Origin of the sequence: Wolbachia endosymbiont (group B) of Camptogramma bilineatum (assembly GCF_947251825.1) — a bacterium.
In the GTDB taxonomy this organism is placed as follows: Bacteria; Pseudomonadota; Alphaproteobacteria; order Rickettsiales; family Anaplasmataceae; genus Wolbachia.
This window is the reverse complement of sequence record NZ_OX366391.1, coordinates 795,951-812,593: the sequence shown is the minus strand read 5'-3', so window position 1 is coordinate 812,593 and position 16,643 is coordinate 795,951. Positions and strand designations below refer to the sequence as shown.

Below are 16,643 nucleotides of genomic sequence, written 5' to 3'. Positions count from 1 at the left end.
GTGCGACTGGATCCCAGTGTCAGCTACTAGAATGACATACTTTTTGGTGAAAATTACTCTTATATTATAACGTTTGTAGTTATGAATTTGACTATAGGATCAAGTCTAGAAAAATCTAGATTCCAGACTGGAATGACAACTTAAATTGCTTGATGTGAACATAAAATAGCTCATGTCATCACGTTAGCAATACAACTTCTTTAATAAAAACTAAATCAATTCCCGTAATAATTGTACTAGCTAAGGCTAAAAGGCAGAGGGTTATTAGTGAGGAAAAATATGAATACTCAAAGCACACAACAATATCATGAATTCATTCGAGGATTTTTTACTTTATTCGATGAAATAAAAAAGGAAGACGACCCAATTTATAATTCCAGAGTTGGTTTTAATGCAGTAAAGTTTCTAATAAAGCACCCCATCTGGAATTTGGAGACAGATGAAGACAAAAATAAAGCTTATGAAGTTATTCTTCCAGAGCAGAACAAGATAAAGAAAGCCGAACAAAAGCTTGAAAGTGAAGTTAAAGCAAGGTTAAAAGAGTATGTTGATGATATCGCAGGAGTTTCAATATATGGCGATCACGCAAGTATTACACTGGGAGATGACAAAAAAGAGTTTAAAATCAGCGAGTTTTTAAATAGTGACTTTTGTCAGAAGAAAGGAATTTTGGGATTTTCAACGCTGCATAGTGATGGAAAGAGCGGAATGCACGGTTTTGTTGCCGAAGAAGGAAAGAAAAGAATAAGGCATTATGTTGTAACCGATGGTTCATATGAAATGACTTTGAATTGGCATGACAAAAATGGAAAAAAATGTACTATCAAAATCAAGATTGATAAAGATGGTGTAGATCTCACTGAACGTAATGGTGTTACTGAGGAACAATTAAAAGCAAACACAGATGTAAAAATAGGTGGCTTATTCCTATATCAAATACAATTCAAGGAGAAAGGACAAGAACAAGAGAAACAACAATCATCTGAAACTTTCATAGAAAGTGATATTAGTAAAGGTATTGGCGTTCAAGCTACTCAAGATCAAGAAGTTGAGTTTAAGCATGTAACGACTAGCACTACAAATTCTAATAACGCATCTGCTAAAAAGATTCCACCGTCACTGCCACCTAGAGCTAGTTCATTACCTAATAATCAGAAAAAAGATGAGTATCAGCCAATACGGATTAATAGTAGAAATAACTACAATTCTCCATATTCTGATGCTTCTTCAAGCAGTACTATTTTCACCAAGTCTGTAATCTACAATCAAGATAATACACAAGAGGATGAACGGTATGACAATCCTACATTTGCTACATTTGGACATGCTGTACCTGTAAGCCGAAAATCAGATGAAAGTGAGCAAATATCTAATAATCGGCAAAAAGGTGCAATTTTTGATCCTACAGCTACTGAAAGCGCTGCACCAGCACAAGACGTTGCATTCAAAAAAGTTAAAGAATCACGCAATACTGGAAATAAGCAACCACTAAATGATGTAGCTTCGATTCTTGCATGGAAAGCAAAAAATGAGTTATTACGTAGTGAAAGTGAGTATGATGAAGAATTTTCTGACTTCGAAGATGGTTGGAGCGATAACGAAGATGAGTATATAACGCTTTCAAATCCTCAATCAGATTATAAACAAGAAAAAGATTATCTTAGCACTAAGGAAAACGAAGAAAGAGGAAACGATAAACAAAAAGAAACCGAAGATAAATTACAAGAAAGTGAATCTCTAGAATACAGCTCAACAGACATAAAAACAAACGATTCGGGCTATTCATCTCCAACTCACTCTAATCATGAAAAATCTCGAGTAAATTCTGGACAGTTAAAAGCGAGCCTAATGAATGTTGAACAAAGAGATGATACCCTACTTACGGAATTTACCAGTAAGTTGGATAAAGAAACTCAGAAGTTCCCACTAAAACCGGTGGATCAGAAAGAAATGAGCGAACAAATCAAAGAACATTTATTAGCAGCTGGATTGCTAAAAGACAATGCAGCAGAAACAAAAACAAACGACTCAGGTTACTCATCTCCAACTTACACTAGCCACGATAATTTTCAGGTAAATCCTGAACAATTAGAGAGGAAATTAGAAACCATTGAACCAAAAGATACATTGGAAAAATTGAATAAAGGATTGAGAGAACCTTCACACCAGGCTACTAAAGATTTATTCTCAGAAAGTATGTTGAAAGAAATAAAAGAAGGTAAAAAATATGACCCTGTACGTAAGTTATTAGAAAGAAAAGTGGCAGAACAAGAAAATGATAATACTAATCTGACTATAGACAAAAATAGCGAACTATATAAATTGCTAGAAAAAGATGCAGCACAACTGAAAGCTGGAATAGTAGAAGAGGAAAGAAAAGATACTTTAACAGAACGCAATGATAGTCCTGATCGCAATAGAATTGTATTAGCAAATAGAAATAGAATCTGGGCTAAACTTATTGCTGAAGAAAAACAAAAAAAGGACAGTGGTATTAGTATAGGTTAAAGTAATTACTTAGCAAGCAATGGGTTTCATGTAATGGTAACCCTATTACAGAAGAGTATGAGCCACGTAAAAATAATACAAACATTCCTGCAAGACCTTGTATGTTGCACCCCCCTGCCCTGTTTTTCCACTCTTCTGATGCTAAATAATATTTAATTTCTTGTTCGCTGAGACGCTTAAATTTCACTATTGTAACTACAGTCCTAATATGCTGTTTAGATTGATCAGGAGTTAATAAACACACACTGGTGTATACTCTATGCCTTCTTCCTGATAACAAGCGAACGCATTTTTCTGCTTGCTCAACGTTTTCAGCTTTGAGCAGTATCCTTCTACCACAAGCAACAACTGTATCAACACCAAGCACAAAGTAATCTGGATTTGAACTTTGTGTTTTCTCAGCTTTACTTTTTGCCATACGGATTGAGTAATCTCTTGGAAGTTCCTTTTTTAAAGGAACTTCATCTATGTCTGCTGGCAAAATTAAACCTGGCTCAATATTTATTTGTTTTAGTAAAGCTATACGCCTTTTCGATGATGAAGCAAGAATAAGATTATTTAGAGATCGTTCTGTCACTTGTACCTTTAAGCCTTCTAATTATCCTACCCTTTTTTGCATTCCTATCATAAACACTCATCTCAACCAACACCCTATCGCCTATAATTATGCGTATTTTACTTCTTCTCACTTTCCCTGATACATGACAGATAATCTCATGTTCATTGTCCAGCTTCACTCTAAATTCTGCTGCAGGTAGTAAAGCAGTTACTGCCCCTTCCACTTCAAAAATTATTTTTGATTTGTCTTCTTTTATCATTGTCGTATTATAATTTAATAATCTTTTTCAGTCTACTATAGATTTTAAATTATTATCAATACAGGAGATTTTTATACTCTACTTGAGTATTGCTCTTGCAACTTAACTCCAATCATCTCCTTAACAATGCAAGAGGAAAGCGAGCTACCTACGCTTCTACTCTCTACTACCTTCTCAATAGAAGTTATGTTAGAAGATAAATCATTATCACAATTTTCCTCATCGCTACCATATCCTCCATCAAAGCTTAAAGATCTGCATAATGTTGTTTTTTCTTTCAGTGGAACATTAGACTCATTATCAGTTTCATTAAAAACTTCTCCCATTAGAGTATAATATTTTTTTATACAACCACTGGGGATTTCATTCATTCTTTGTTTATCAGCAACTTGATCTTGTTGGTCCTCTAAGTATTTCACTTGATGATTTAAGTTTTCTATCTCCTCTTTCATTTCTTTAATTGTTTGAATTTGATCTGCAATTACGTCGATATAGTTCTCTTTCAATTCATCAATATTATCTTCATCTTCAGTGAGTTCAAGTATATCTTCTAGAAATTCCTCGTACTCGTTTTCTGGCTCCTCAATGTCGAACTTTAGTCTCTCTTCTTCAAGTTCATCGTTCAAATTGCTACACTGCCTCTCTAACTTTACAATTGTTTCTGCTTCTATTTCTTGCTTTAATTCAACATTTTCTTTAGGTAGCATTTGATTGTCTGGAATCAATTCATCCATTTTTTGTGAGTTAGTTTCCGCTTGAGTTCTGATTTGTTGTGAAGCAATTTCTGGTTGAGTTTCAGTGTGCTGTAAATTGACTTCTAATGTATTGCTATTAATAGAAGGAGAAGAAGGAAGGCTATTATCAGCATCAACTTTATGATCTAACTTCCCCTCTGGTTCCTTACCTTGATAAGCCACCATAGATTCATTGTAAAAATTAATAGGAGTAGCCCTATCCTCTTCTAGTGATTCCATTACAGCATCATATAAGGAGAGACCTTGAATATATAATTCATCGTTTTGCTTTATTAATTCTAGAATCTCCTTCGATGAAACAAAATCTTCACCATTAAATTTTAGTATTTTAGTTATGCCATCGCTACTCACATCCATAATCATGGTACACATTCCTGATCCATCTTTTGCAGGCCAAGTGCTTGTCATTTCATAATATGCACCTTCTTTAAATTCATAATATCTTTTCTTATCTTTTTGATGAGCGTGTATTTCATGTTTTTTATTGCAATAGATATTCAGTTCTTTAATATCTTTCTCTTGCTGTAAAACTTCACTAATCTTTGTTGGCTCACTCTTATCGTAATTAATAAGGTTAATATTCAAAACTCTATGATCGTTACCAGTTTCTGTGTAATAAGCTTGAAGCTCTACGTCTTTCCTCTCAAAATATTTACTTGCAGCTTTTTTTCCCTGCTCTGCCAATTCTATGCATTTATTTATATCTTCCTCAAAGCTCTTATTAGCAGACTCTGTTACTGCTTTATCTATATACGTTTGTTTGAAATCTCTATCGTTTATTAGGTCATAAAAACTCCACTCATCCCCAAAAGCCCTCTGCACATAAGTGAAATTCTTTTTTTCCTTTAGTTTTCTTAAGAACCACACCTTTTCTTTAAGATTTTTCAGTTGAAAGCTTATCCTTGCCTTTACACTAGAGTTTTCTGCGGGAATACTAACTTCTTCTAATTCTTTAAATAATTTATTATCTTTTATAATTGAGTAGCAAAACTTCACAATAGCGGAATTTGCAAACGAAGGATCTTTTTTTATACCTTCATCAAGAATTTCTTTAAAATGTGCAAATTGAGGTAGAACATAAAAATTTATTATTTCTTTTTCTGATCTCGTTTTATTAGCATGAGAGATATTATCTAATTGTGAATATAACTCTTTGAATGTATGGTAGATAAGTGTAGAGTAATAAACTTCCCTATTCAGTGAAGTTGGTCCTATACAAAAATGCTTTTTAAATTGATCACCTATTTTTGCTGCATCTACTGCTTTGTCTCCCTTAGTAAAACCTGCAATCATAATACGCCTCCTTTAACTATGTTTATATTATAACAATCAACATGTATTTAAGAAAAATCACACTGCTCACTGTACGTTTACGCTGCTACTTTGCATAATAGATTGCTTGAAGTCACACAAGTATAGTTTTTTATTAGATAAAAGTTAACAAGACGTTTTCATAGATTTTTAAGCTTAATAACATCCTCTCTTTTTGGACTGGTTGAAATTAGATGAATTGGTACACCTATTAATTCTTCTATTTTTCTCACATATTTTATCAAATTTGCAGGTAATTCCTTAACTGACCTTTTGCCTTGAGTTTTCTCTTTCCAACCAGGAAATTCTTCATATATTGGCTCTAATTCTTTTTGTATTGAATGTGATGCGGGTAAATAATCATACATTTTTCCGCCATACTTATAACCAGTGCCTATTTTAATAGTATCAAAAGAATCAAGAATATCTAATTTGGTTAATACAATGCTTGAAACTCCAGAGAGTTGTACGGCCTGGCGCACTAAAACTGCGTCAAACCATCCGCAGCGCCTTCTTCTATTGCTTACTGTTCCAAGTTCCTTACCTATAGAAAATAAGCTGTCTCCAATCTCGTTATTTTGTTCAGTAGGAAATGGACCATTACCCACTCTTGTTGTATACGCTTTTGCTACACCAATAATGTGAGCATTGTAGGATAATCCTGAGCCTGTTATCGCTTGCGATGCTACGGTATTACTTGAAGTAACAAAAGGGTAAGTTCCGTGGTCGATATCTAAAAATGCGCCTTGAGCTCCTTCAAATATTATTTTCTTACCTTCTTTCATAAAATCATTTAGTATCTTCCACACAGGTTTTTTATATGAAAGAATTTTTTCTGAAATCTGTCGAATTTCCTTTAATATTTCTTCTTTTTCAACCACCTGGTAGTTAAGGCCTTTTCTGATAGAATTATGGTAACTCAGGAGAGCATCCACTCTTTGATTGAGCTCATCTGCGTTTTCCAAGTCACAAATGCGTATAGCTCTCCTTCCAACTTTATCTTCATAACATGGCCCTATTCCTTTGTTTGTTGTGCCAATTTTGCAATTTCCGTTTAAATCTTCAAATAGCTTTTCCTTGTCCTTATGTACGCTAAGTATTAATGGACAGCTCTCGGATACCATCAAGTTGTTATAGTTTACGTCCACTCCTTTAACTTTCAATGATTCTATTTCTGATATTAGAGCTTGTGAATCAAGAGCAACGCCATTTCCTATGATAGATATTTTTCCTGGCCTCAAAACAGCAGAGGGCAGTAAATTTAATTTATAAACCTCATCATCTATTACTATAGTGTGCCCTGCATTATTTCCCCCCTGAAATCTCACAACTACATCTGCATTCTCAGAAAGATAATCTACTATTTTACCCTTGCCTTCGTCACCCCATTGCAGACCAACAATTACAATATTATTCATCACTATTTTCTAGATTAATACGTAAATATTAATGCAGCATGCTACAAATGAAAAGAGAAATCTACGCCTTTCTTACACCTATTAAATAAAGAAATATACTATCGACTTTTTTTATATGTTATCAAATTATTCATCATTATATGATACAACTTACTATATATTTATAGTAAGGTGTTAATTATGAAAAAGGCAAAGGAGAGTCCAGTAGTTAGATTAAAGGCCACAGCTAAAGAGTTCAATTTTGGTAAATTAAGAGCAGATCAAGATAATAAATTAGCGAATTCCGGTGAAACAATGTTCTTAGATTTTCAAAGAATGAATTTTATTATTAATGAAAAAGAAATAGATAATAATTTTATTATTGCATTTAAGGAAGGAGCTAAAGATTATAAAAATGAGATTTTTAACCGTGATAATTTTGATAACCTCTCTGAAGAAGGTAAAGCTTTTATGGAACCAGTACTTAAGGAGCTTGATCAAGATAGACTATCTGAAGTTTGGGAAAATCATTGTAATAGCCCTACAATTGCTGATGAGAAAAAAATTGATGAATATAGAAAGGAATTTGAGAGATTTTATAACGCAGGGAGAAGCTCTTATCATCTATTCTCCAAAAAAGATTACCGTGCATTAGCAAAGGAAATTTTTAAGGAAATGTTTAGATACGGTGGAGCAAGGGTTCCAAGTGATGCTATTTTAGAAGAGTTAGTCACCAATTGTAATCAAGCAGGGTATGGGGCTGGTATATTTAATGAATCTCATGCCGCACTCAGTAGTTGTAATTTAACTCCACACAGTCCTAAAAAAGTGCTAAACATTTACTGCACTGACCACAACCGCATAAAAGTGACGTCTGATATGGCAATACCTATAACCACGATTGACAATCCGGAAGAGAAAATATGTGACCTATCCAGCTCATTAGAATTTACACTTGAGTCTCAATATGGTGAAGACCTTGTAAAATATGGAGATGGTAAATTATCACTCACTATTCCTGAAGAGTTGAAAAACTATAAAGACAATGGCAAGACCTTGTTTGACACTATTAAAGAATATTTTAAGAAATTCTGTGCAAAATTAGGATTTAAACCTGAGGCAAAAATACAAATAGAGCATAACTTAGGTACTCAAATCAAAGTAAACAACTATTTAGATGGTACAATATCTACTACAGGATCGGATGCAAATGAAAAATTTACCAATCTTTTAAAGAAAAATCTCAGAGAGAGGTTATTGGGATCAGGAGTTGCTCTAGGAGGTGAAGATGTTGATGATATTATTGAAGTCAGAGTATCTGCAGTTATGGATCTACTGCGTGATTATACTAAATTGGAAGATAATAAAGAAAACAGAGAGTTATTAATAAGTGAAGTAGCAGATAATTTAGGGCTTTCCACTCAAGATAAAACAGCATCAGAAGTATTGATGGAATTAAACTCTTTACCTTCTTCGATAAAAGGTCAGGTTAATCATAATCAAGTGCAGTTTGTTGTAAATATTTTTACCAATTTAATTGTTGAAGGAAAAAGCGAAGTATACAAAGAAAAAAATGCAATTAATGCAATGGATGCAATTCATCAGAAGATAGATAAGGCAATTGTTGAGCAAGAAAAAAGAGCAACCAACAAACAAGATATAGAAAATGATAAATGGACAGATAAAATAAAAAAACAGAGATTATCTATGGAATCACATGGGCATTTGCATTAAAGATACTGTGTACAGAGGGGTAGTATTCTCAATTTTCGCCTTTCTATTTAAAGCACTCAAATTGACCAAACACACTCAATCCAAAGCGTTTGTAGATTCGATATCTTGAGTAACTTGACGCAGAGAGAATTGTATACCTTAGTCAACTTTTCTAGCGGTATCCATAAGGTAAATCATTATTTGAGTGTTACACCCAAGCCCTCTTTATTTTTCTCTGTTATCAAGCTAAAAATACCATTTGGTTTCATTATGTATACGAAACTATTATGCTTGCAAGAAAAAAAACTAAAAAACTGGAAAAGAGAATAGGAATTTGACATAAGCTATTCCCAAATTTTCAATGTTCATATGGTTATAAGCAGTACAGCTATTAATCATCCATTATTGATATACCTGAATTATTCTCAGTAAATAAATCAAGTATAATGTTAGGTACTCTACCATCAACTATGTGAACAACCCCTGCACATTCTTCTACCATTTTAGTATACGACATAAGCCTTTCAACAAATTTTTCTCCTTTAATTTTTCCACAATCAATCGATTCTTTTAAATTTTTAATCAAGACTCTTCTATTGCCAACTTTGTTTATTTCTTCATCTGTATCACTCAAGATTATCATTTTAGATGCGTAAACTGCAAGTGCAATTGCACTTGCAGTGCTATCAGTATCAATATGATATGTTTCTCCATTTTTTCCATAACCGATGGGTGCAATAACTGGTATAGAATCTGATTCTTCAATAAAGAATAATATATCAGGATTGATTTCAGTTGGTCTACCGATAAATCCCATGTCTAGTATTTTTTCAATATTATTTAATCTATTTTCCCTAAGCGTAGTGCTTATCTTTTCAGCTTTTATGAGGTTGCCATCTTTTCCACATAGTCCAATAGCTGAACCACCAGCAGAATTTATATGCTGAACAATTTTTTTATTAATTGAACCACACAGTGCCATTTCAATGATTTTCATAGTGCTTTTGTCTGTAAGTCTGACACCATTTATAAACTTATCATTCATACCTAGCATTTTTAACACTAAGTTAATTTCATATTCTCCGTCATGAACTACCACCGGATTTATACCAAGCTGTTTCAACAGAACAACATTATGCGCAAAAGCACTAAGCAGCGTTTCATCTGAGATTATTACACTGCTGCATTTGATGATAAAAGTTTCGCCTACAAATTTAGGTATGTTAGACAGAACTTCAAATAATATTTCTGTTTTTTCCTTCAATGGCATCTTACCATTTAAAGATTCATCACTTTTCATTTTTTTATCTTGTAAATTTGAAAAACTCATCTCTTACCTTGGTGATTTTATGCTTAACACGAATGCTTATTTGATGAATTGATACATGTTCATTATTAACCCACTTTTGAGTATTTTCTAGAATAGCATCTAGACTTTCCTGATTCACTTTATCTATTTTTGTTAGCACAATATTAAAGTTAATATTATTACATATTAACCAATAAACAAAGTCTTTGTCTATTTCTTTTAATCCTACCTTGCTATCTATAAGCACAAACAATCTTTTTAGATTTCTCCTGTGAATTAGATAGTACTCAATTAGGTTTAAGTATTGTACTGCTTCTTCCTTGCTTGCACAAGAATAGCCATAACCCGGTAGGTCGACAATCCTAAACTTATCATTGTACATAGAGTAAAAATTTATTTGTCTAGTGCATCCAGGTTTAGAAGAAACTCTTGCAGCTTTTTTGCTGTTTATCAGCAAGTTGATTAAACTTGATTTTCCTACGTTTGATCTACCAGCAAATGCAATCTCTGGAGCCGACTCATCTGGTAATGATTTTTTGTCTGAAGCTCCAAATATGAAGCTGCAGATTGATGTTATCTGTTTTGCCATTATACTTAGGTAGAAATATTCGAGACAATTATAGTGTTATTGCTTGATATAAGAAATTTTTTATTTCAGTATATATTACTTACTTAAACAGCTGAAAACTAGACCTGTACTATATGGATATAGAGAATAATTTACAAGACTTTAAAAAAAAGTTTTCTGATGTAGAGAGAAATCTGGAAAACCCTACCAATTTGAGTCAAAAAGAATTCGTTAGTTTTTCAAAGGAATACTCTGAACTCAGACCAATTATCGAGATAATCGATGAATATAATATATTAAAAGAGGAAATTTCAGATTTAGAAGAAATCATGAAAGATGAGAACAGCGATGGTGATATAAAAGAGTTAGCAAAAGAAGAACTTCTTGAGAAGCAAAAGATAGTATTACCGAAAGTAAAAGCAAAACTAAAGTTGGCATTATTACCCAAAGATGAAGATGACTCAAGAAATGCAATATTAGAAATTAGAGCAGGCACAGGCGGAGAAGAAGCAGCATTATTTGCAGCGATGTTATTTCGTATGTATCAAAAATATGCAGAAAGAAGAAATTGGAAGTTTGAGCCAATAAGTATTTCTAATACAGGTATAGGTGGCTATAAGGAAGCTTCTGCACTCATTAATGGAACAGAAGTTTTTGCAAGACTGAAATTTGAGTCAGGGGTGCACAGAGTACAAAGAGTGCCAGAAACTGAATCCTCAGGAAGATTGCACACTTCCGCAGCTACTGTTGCAATATTACCTGAAGTAGAAGAGGTTGACTTTGAAATAGAAGAAAAAGATTTACGCATAGATGTTTATAGATCCAGTGGTCCTGGAGGGCAATCAGTGAATACAACTGACAGCGCAGTAAGGGTCACCCACTTGCCAACAGGGATAGTTGTAATACAGCAAGATGAAAAATCGCAGCACAAAAATAAGGCTAAAGCGCTCAAAGTGTTGAGAGCAAGGCTATACGAAATTGAAAGACAAAAAAAAGAAATGGAAAGGTCAACAATGAGGAAAAGCCAAATTGGTTCTGGAGATCGCTCTGAACGTATAAGAACTTATAACTTTCCACAATCAAGAATAACAGATCATAGAATTAATCTCACTTCACATCGACTAGAACAGATTATAAAAGAAGGTGAACTAGATGAATTTATTGAGGCATTGATTTCACGAAATGAAGCAGAAAGGTTGACTGGAGGGGGTAATGTTACTTTTTGATGGAAATTTGAAACAAAGCATAGGTATCAGGTTAAAAAGAAGTAAAGTTAGTTGTTCATAAGGTTGACAATTATTTAAATTTATGCTATAATTAGCAGCTCTATAACTTACAGAAACTATGGAAGTTGACTTTAATCAATATGTTAATAGTAACACCTTAGAGTTAAATAATCTATATGTATATATGGAGAAGCTAGTAAACTTTTTACAGAAAAAGCAAAATATTTAGCTCTTTACCAAAGCAGCTTATGGTTATTTAAAGCCTGCTCTTGCAAACCGACTTTGAGGGACCTACCCTCATCTATTTCGTAGCTTAAACACTCAGTTTGCTCATTTCTGACCATTCTTTGTGTCTCTACGGCACACTACGTCCACACACACTTAAAGTATTTATCCACAGTTACACTAATTTATAGAAAATGCAGATAAATTTTTTGTTGTTTTATAGCTAAATAACTTGTTGACAATAAAGACAGTATCTCCACTCTCCCTCATTACATGCATTTAGCCTTGCTCCAGCAGCTAGCGCTTCGTCTACAGCCTTGTGCAGTTCATTTGGACTTTTTGCTCTTACCACAGCACTTTTAAGCCAGCTCAACTTTTCTGCACTTGGCTTTATTTTTTGCAAAGCTGAAGCAAATGGATTCAACCCTTCTGGATAATCTGCTTGATTATTCAAAGGTTTTGTGCCATATATGTAGTCAAGTCCTTTTCCATAGTTGATTTTGTTTTCGTGAACGTTTCTGCTAGGGAAAGGCATTGTATCTTCCGGTTTTATCTCCTTCTGATTATTAATTTTGCTCACAAACTTAGACTGCTTTATATCAACGCCTTCAAGAGCACCAAATATTTTCTTCAATAACTTGTCTTTACTAGTAATATAACCCCCATATTAAAAATACTTTTTAAGTATATAAATCTTAGTTTATACACTCTATTACTCAGTATAAATTATGGTGAGTAGTTTTGCAAATACTTCCTACTATAACAATCCGTTTTCTCGAAAGCTGAAATAGCCTCCACTTGTGATGATAATATGGTCAAACAATTTTACGCGTACAGTACTACATGCTGCTGCTAAGCTCTTCGTTACTGCTTGATCTTCTTCTGACGGCTCTAAGCTTCCTCCAGGATGGTTATGTGACATTATTATTAATGTTGCATTTTTTATTAATGCTTTTTTTATAATCTCCTTTATGTATACCGGTGCTTTTTCCATTTCACCAATATAGGATTCTTCTCCGATGTAAGTCCATTATTGGCTCACTCTTAAGCTTTTCTCTGAGCACCCTTTCTAGTGTTTCCTTAACACACATAATCATTGCTACTGCAGAATCAGTCACTCCTTCTATAACTTTCAGGTCATCCATTTCTCTACCTAAAATTCTTCCTACTCCCGTATAAGTGTTACCAGATTTTTAGCAATTTCTTGAGCTTGCGGCCTTTCATGTACTGCACTTAAAAATGTTTCCATTATTTCACGATCAAGTAGTGCTTTACCTTTGCTTTCTAATATTCTGAATTCGATTTCTTCTTTACTTTTATTCATATAATTTACCTTTCACTAACAACAAACTTTTTTTAAATATTTACTGCTGTTTTTTTATCAGCATTGGCATAGCTTTCGAGTGAAGTCAAATCAATTTTTCAATCTTTTTTACTTATTTTTTCATTAATAAGCGAAGATATTAATATATGATGATTTTTTTATTTTAAACTTGTTGAATTTCGTCTAAAGAGATGCCTACCGCTTGCAAAATAATATCAATAGAAATTCCTCCTTTCACTAAATCCTTTGCAATTTTCATCTTTTCTGCTCTTTTCACTTTCTCTTCGCAAATTTGCATGCTTTCAAACAGAGACTCTCTTAATGCATTACTTGGCTCTCAATTTCTTTGTATTCTTTTATCAAATCCTGTAGCTCATTTTCTACTTTACTACCTTCATCTATTAGTAGATCTGTAATATTAATCGATAACGCTTCTGCCATTTTATATAATTTATCAAGTGGAACAGCAGTCCTTCTTTGCTCATAGTTACTTATTTCATCACGTGTTGTATTCATTTTCTCAGCCAAATCCTTCTGAGTATATTCCCGTCCATTCTTTTATCTTTTTTCCTATCTTGTAGTATATAGAACCTGTTTTTTCTTCAACACATTCATCAGCAGACAGACCTATTGTTTTTGAAACAGTATCAACAGAAACTCCTGCTTTAACCAGACCTTTTGCAATTTTTATTCTCTCCGTTTTTTTACTATTTTTCTCACTAACTTGAACAAATTTGGTTAGTAAACAAAACATTCTACGTAATTCCTGATCATTAATCGTTTTATATTTTCTTACTAATTTCCTCTCCCTCATCTTCAAAACAGATTTTTTCATTTAATACAGGAATTAGGTCTACAATACCAATCGACAATATCTCTGCTATAGCATACAACTTTTCAATCGAAATTTTACGTGTTCCTTTTTCATATTGTAGTACTATTTGATACGTTACGCCGATTTTTCCCGCTAAATCTTTTTGAGTATAACCCTTTGCTAACCTAAAACTTCTTACCTTCTTTCCTACTTCGTGATCTAAAGAACTAGTATAGCTAACGGTCATTCTTTTTCATAACCTGCCATTTTAAAAGTTTCAGATAGAAATTTTGCTAGCATATGTTACCTTTGTTGAGAACTATAGTATTTCCCAAAGTAAATGATAAAGGTATAATAAGTTATTTGGGTTATAATGGCGTATAGTGTGGATTTAAGAGAAAAGGCAATATCGATGATAGGAAAAGGGAAGACGAAGGTTAAGGTGGCAGAGCTTCTGGAGATAGGAATAGCAACTTTGTACCGCTGGTTAAAAAAGAAAGCTGCTGGTGAAAGCCTCAAGCCATCTAAAAACGGCAGCTTCATTCGAAAAATAGACCAAAAAATACTCGAAGAATATGTTACAAAGAATCCAGATCATACTCTGGCAGAGATGAAACAAAATCTTGGATTTGGAATAAATTCAATTTGGTATAGACTAAAACAGCTAAAAATTACTTTAAAAAAAAGTCACACTATATCAAGAGCGCAATCAAGAAGCAGTTTATTGATAAAATCTCAAAAATAGACCATTCCAGCATCTTATATATAGATGAAGCAGGAGTTGATAATAAATTATACCGAGAATATGGACGTGCTCCAAGAGGAAAGAAAATTTATGCAGATATTCCAGCGAGAGAGAATCAGTATAGTAGCCGGGTGGATTGGAATGAGATTTATTGCACCAATGACTTTCAAAGGTGGGTGTGACAAAGAGGTATTCAATATATGGTTGGAGAAACCTAAATTGCCACTTGGCACAACCATAGTTATGGATAATGCTACATTTCATAAGACCACTAAAACAAAATCATTAATAGAGTCTTTTGGCTGTCATGTGCTGTATCTTCCAACATATTCACCAGATTTGAATCCCATAGAACACTGTTGGCATACCATCAAAAGCCGCCTCAGACCTCTAATGTATAAATGTACAGACTTACAACTTTTGGTTGGTAATACCATAATGGAAATTTATCATTCATTTTAGAAAATACTATACAAGCTGATCCGCCCCTGTTCTTCCATCGGTACTCTCATCCTTGAAGTTTAGCTTCTTGGATTTCTCCCTTGTCATCGAAACGACAGGTTCCCGCAGTTCTACACAATAGCCTATAATAGTTTTCACGCCACCTATATGCCGGACGCCACCTACCCAGTAAGCAAGTTCCTTGTAGATCTATCCCAGGAGAGATGGGAGCTCCTGGTTTTGACGTCGTCTCAGCCCTTTCGACACTTCATCAGTGGTTCATTTTCATTCGCCTCTCTATTTCGTACATGACACGTATTTGCGCCTTTTCCATAACGCTCACTACCTTGACTCTTTATCAAAGCAGCTTATGGTTGTTTAAAGCCTGCTCTTGCAAGCCGACTTTGAGGGACCTTCCCTCATCTATTGTGCAGCTTAAGCACTTAGTTTGCTCATTTCTGATCATTCTTTGTGTCTCTACGGCACACCCCATCATCCGGCTTCTCTCTAATTTGGTATGCATACTTCCATGTAATTGATCGTGGCAGTGCTTATGAAGCAAGGATAGATTTTTCATGTTATTATTGCAATCTTGATGATGTACATGTGTTAAACCTAAACCAAAGATAACAATAATTACATTTACCTTGCTGTAACTTCAGTAATTTTATTACTCGTGATCTGGTAATTTACTTAAACGATTTCCCCAATATGGCCAATCTCCATCATACGGAGATCTATTTCCATTTACTTTGATATGTCGTTTAATAGCATGATCCCTATGTCTAATAAGATATAACTTGTTACTTACCATATATCTCCAATTGTCGTTACCATACTTTTTAAAGTATTTTCTTTTAACCCAACACCTTCTTTTGTCATGGTGTCTATAGACAGCCCATTTCCAAAGTTTGTTATGCATAGAGTAGTCTAATAAATTAAAGACTTTGCTTGAGACTACCGAGATGTAATATTGGCTCCAACCCCTTATTATTGGATTAAGTTCTTTTATTACAGCTTCTTGTGGCGCTGCTCGCAACTCTTTAAGCTTATGTTTTATAGATAACAAGTGTTGACTTATAGATTTACGACTTGGTTTACATGTAACCTCTCTTATTTTGACGTGTTTGATAATGCCTTATTGAAAATCCAAGAAAATCAAATCCTGGCTTTTCCCCATTTAGGGATTTTAGTGTATGTGCAATTCTTGTCTTTGATGACTTTAATTCTAGTCCAACGGGTTTTAGCCATTTTTCAGTTAGAACCTTTGCCTTCATCACAAGTTCCTCGCTCTCGTGTAATACCACAAAATCATCAGCGTACGTAATTACATTAACTGAATTTTGCGCCTGCTTGCGAGACACCCTGCTATATTTCTTTTTCGCATATTGGAAAAGTTCTTCCTTAAGTTCTTCTTTGATATTCTGTTCTAGTCCATATAGTGCTACACATGCAAGTAATGGAGAAATTACCCCGCCAACAATGTTGC

13 protein-coding genes and 3 pseudogenes are annotated in these 16,643 nt (G+C 33.8%); 5 read left to right on the top strand and 11 right to left on the bottom strand.

The window, feature by feature from the left end; genetic code table 11:
* Window positions 1-279 precede the first annotated feature (279 nt).
* On the top strand, window positions 280-2,508 hold the full coding sequence (locus OPR44_RS04160; RefSeq protein WP_265015417.1) for a hypothetical protein: 2,229 nt from the start codon (window positions 280-282) through the stop codon (window positions 2,506-2,508).
* On the opposite strand, the gene OPR44_RS04155 is transcribed toward OPR44_RS04160, so the two are convergent.
* From OPR44_RS04155 to OPR44_RS04140, 4 genes are all read right to left on the bottom strand, one after another.
* Entirely contained in the window at window positions 2,495-3,085 is a 591-nt protein-coding gene (locus OPR44_RS04155) for a Maf family nucleotide pyrophosphatase (RefSeq protein ID WP_052264696.1), read from the bottom strand. The two genes, OPR44_RS04160 and OPR44_RS04155, sit on opposite strands and share 14 nt — an antisense overlap.
* Window positions 3,063-3,326, bottom strand: a complete 264-nt coding sequence (gene infA / locus OPR44_RS04150) for a translation initiation factor IF-1 (RefSeq protein ID WP_265015416.1) — start codon at window positions 3,324-3,326, stop codon at window positions 3,063-3,065. Before infA ends, OPR44_RS04155 begins: the two co-directional genes overlap by 23 nt.
* Before the next feature lie 71 nt (window positions 3,327-3,397).
* Window positions 3,398-5,374, bottom strand: coding sequence for a hypothetical protein (locus OPR44_RS04145; RefSeq protein WP_265015415.1), 1,977 nt, complete (start codon window positions 5,372-5,374; stop codon window positions 3,398-3,400).
* A gap of 158 nt (window positions 5,375-5,532) precedes the next feature.
* Window positions 5,533-6,810 (bottom strand): adenylosuccinate synthase, encoded by a 1,278-nt coding sequence (locus tag OPR44_RS04140; RefSeq protein WP_265015414.1) that lies wholly within the window; start codon window positions 6,808-6,810, stop codon window positions 5,533-5,535.
* A gap of 180 nt (window positions 6,811-6,990) precedes the next feature.
* Between OPR44_RS04140 and OPR44_RS04135 the strand changes: the two genes are divergently transcribed.
* On the top strand, window positions 6,991-8,523 hold the full coding sequence (locus tag OPR44_RS04135) for a hypothetical protein (protein ID WP_265015413.1): 1,533 nt from the start codon (window positions 6,991-6,993) through the stop codon (window positions 8,521-8,523).
* Window positions 8,524-8,893: 370 nt separating this feature from the next.
* On the opposite strand, the gene argB is transcribed toward OPR44_RS04135, so the two are convergent.
* Together argB and yihA are read right to left on the bottom strand one after the other, a co-directional pair.
* Complete coding sequence (gene argB / locus OPR44_RS04130; protein WP_010401255.1) at window positions 8,894-9,832, bottom strand: acetylglutamate kinase; 939 nt, start codon at window positions 9,830-9,832, stop codon at window positions 8,894-8,896.
* Window positions 9,807-10,400: a ribosome biogenesis GTP-binding protein YihA/YsxC gene (gene yihA / locus OPR44_RS04125; RefSeq protein WP_264377861.1), complete on the bottom strand. Its 594-nt coding sequence runs from the start codon at window positions 10,398-10,400 to the stop codon at window positions 9,807-9,809. Before yihA ends, argB begins: the two co-directional genes overlap by 26 nt.
* Before the next feature lie 113 nt (window positions 10,401-10,513).
* On the opposite strand from yihA, the gene prfA reads away from it, so the two are divergent.
* Window positions 10,514-11,605, top strand: coding sequence for a peptide chain release factor 1 (prfA, locus tag OPR44_RS04120; RefSeq protein ID WP_265015412.1), 1,092 nt, complete (start codon window positions 10,514-10,516; stop codon window positions 11,603-11,605).
* Window positions 11,606-12,071: 466 nt separating this feature from the next.
* Here prfA and OPR44_RS04115 read toward each other — a convergent pair.
* The 3 pseudogenes from OPR44_RS04115 to wmk all read right to left on the bottom strand — a co-directional run.
* Window positions 12,072-12,485: pseudogene (locus OPR44_RS04115) on the bottom strand (hypothetical protein); the annotation flags it as partial.
* 102 nt (window positions 12,486-12,587) lie between these two features.
* Window positions 12,588-13,154 (bottom strand): annotated as a pseudogene (locus tag OPR44_RS08675) (JAB domain-containing protein).
* A gap of 163 nt (window positions 13,155-13,317) precedes the next feature.
* Window positions 13,318-14,215 (bottom strand): annotated as a pseudogene (wmk, locus tag OPR44_RS04095) (WO male-killing family protein Wmk).
* A gap of 126 nt (window positions 14,216-14,341) precedes the next feature.
* On the opposite strand from wmk, the gene OPR44_RS04090 reads away from it, so the two are divergent.
* Both OPR44_RS04090 and OPR44_RS04085 read left to right on the top strand, forming a co-directional pair.
* Window positions 14,342-14,713, top strand: a complete 372-nt coding sequence (locus tag OPR44_RS04090; protein ID WP_265015408.1) for a transposase — start codon at window positions 14,342-14,344, stop codon at window positions 14,711-14,713.
* A 24-nt stretch (window positions 14,714-14,737) separates the two neighbouring features.
* Complete coding sequence (locus tag OPR44_RS04085) at window positions 14,738-15,175, top strand: transposase (RefSeq protein ID WP_265014909.1); 438 nt, start codon at window positions 14,738-14,740, stop codon at window positions 15,173-15,175.
* A 649-nt stretch (window positions 15,176-15,824) separates the two neighbouring features.
* On the opposite strand, the gene OPR44_RS04080 is transcribed toward OPR44_RS04085, so the two are convergent.
* Together OPR44_RS04080 and OPR44_RS04075 are read right to left on the bottom strand one after the other, a co-directional pair.
* Entirely contained in the window at window positions 15,825-16,223 is a 399-nt protein-coding gene (locus OPR44_RS04080; protein ID WP_264377864.1) for a group II intron maturase-specific domain-containing protein, read from the bottom strand.
* Window positions 16,224-16,251: 28 nt separating this feature from the next.
* Window positions 16,252-16,575 (bottom strand): reverse transcriptase domain-containing protein, encoded by a 324-nt coding sequence (locus OPR44_RS04075; RefSeq protein ID WP_265015444.1) that lies wholly within the window; start codon window positions 16,573-16,575, stop codon window positions 16,252-16,254.
* Window positions 16,576-16,643 lie beyond the last annotated feature (68 nt).

Coding starts and splice junctions, on each gene's coding strand:
- OPR44_RS04160 (WP_265015417.1), top strand. CDS start 280: ATGAATACTCAAAGCACACAACAATATCATGAATTCATTCGAGGATTT.
- infA (WP_265015416.1), bottom strand. CDS start 3,326: ATGATAAAAGAAGACAAATCAAAAATAATTTTTGAAGTGGAAGGGGCA.
- OPR44_RS04145 (WP_265015415.1), bottom strand. CDS start 5,374: ATGATTGCAGGTTTTACTAAGGGAGACAAAGCAGTAGATGCAGCAAAA.
- OPR44_RS04140 (WP_265015414.1), bottom strand. CDS start 6,810: ATGAATAATATTGTAATTGTTGGTCTGCAATGGGGTGACGAAGGCAAG.
- OPR44_RS04135 (WP_265015413.1), top strand. CDS start 6,991: ATGAAAAAGGCAAAGGAGAGTCCAGTAGTTAGATTAAAGGCCACAGCT.
- argB (WP_010401255.1), bottom strand. CDS start 9,832: ATGAGTTTTTCAAATTTACAAGATAAAAAAATGAAAAGTGATGAATCT.
- yihA (WP_264377861.1), bottom strand. CDS start 10,400: ATGGCAAAACAGATAACATCAATCTGCAGCTTCATATTTGGAGCTTCA.
- prfA (WP_265015412.1), top strand. CDS start 10,514: ATGGATATAGAGAATAATTTACAAGACTTTAAAAAAAAGTTTTCTGAT.
- OPR44_RS04090 (WP_265015408.1), top strand. CDS start 14,342: ATGGCGTATAGTGTGGATTTAAGAGAAAAGGCAATATCGATGATAGGA.
- OPR44_RS04085 (WP_265014909.1), top strand. CDS start 14,738: ATGAAGCAGGAGTTGATAATAAATTATACCGAGAATATGGACGTGCTC.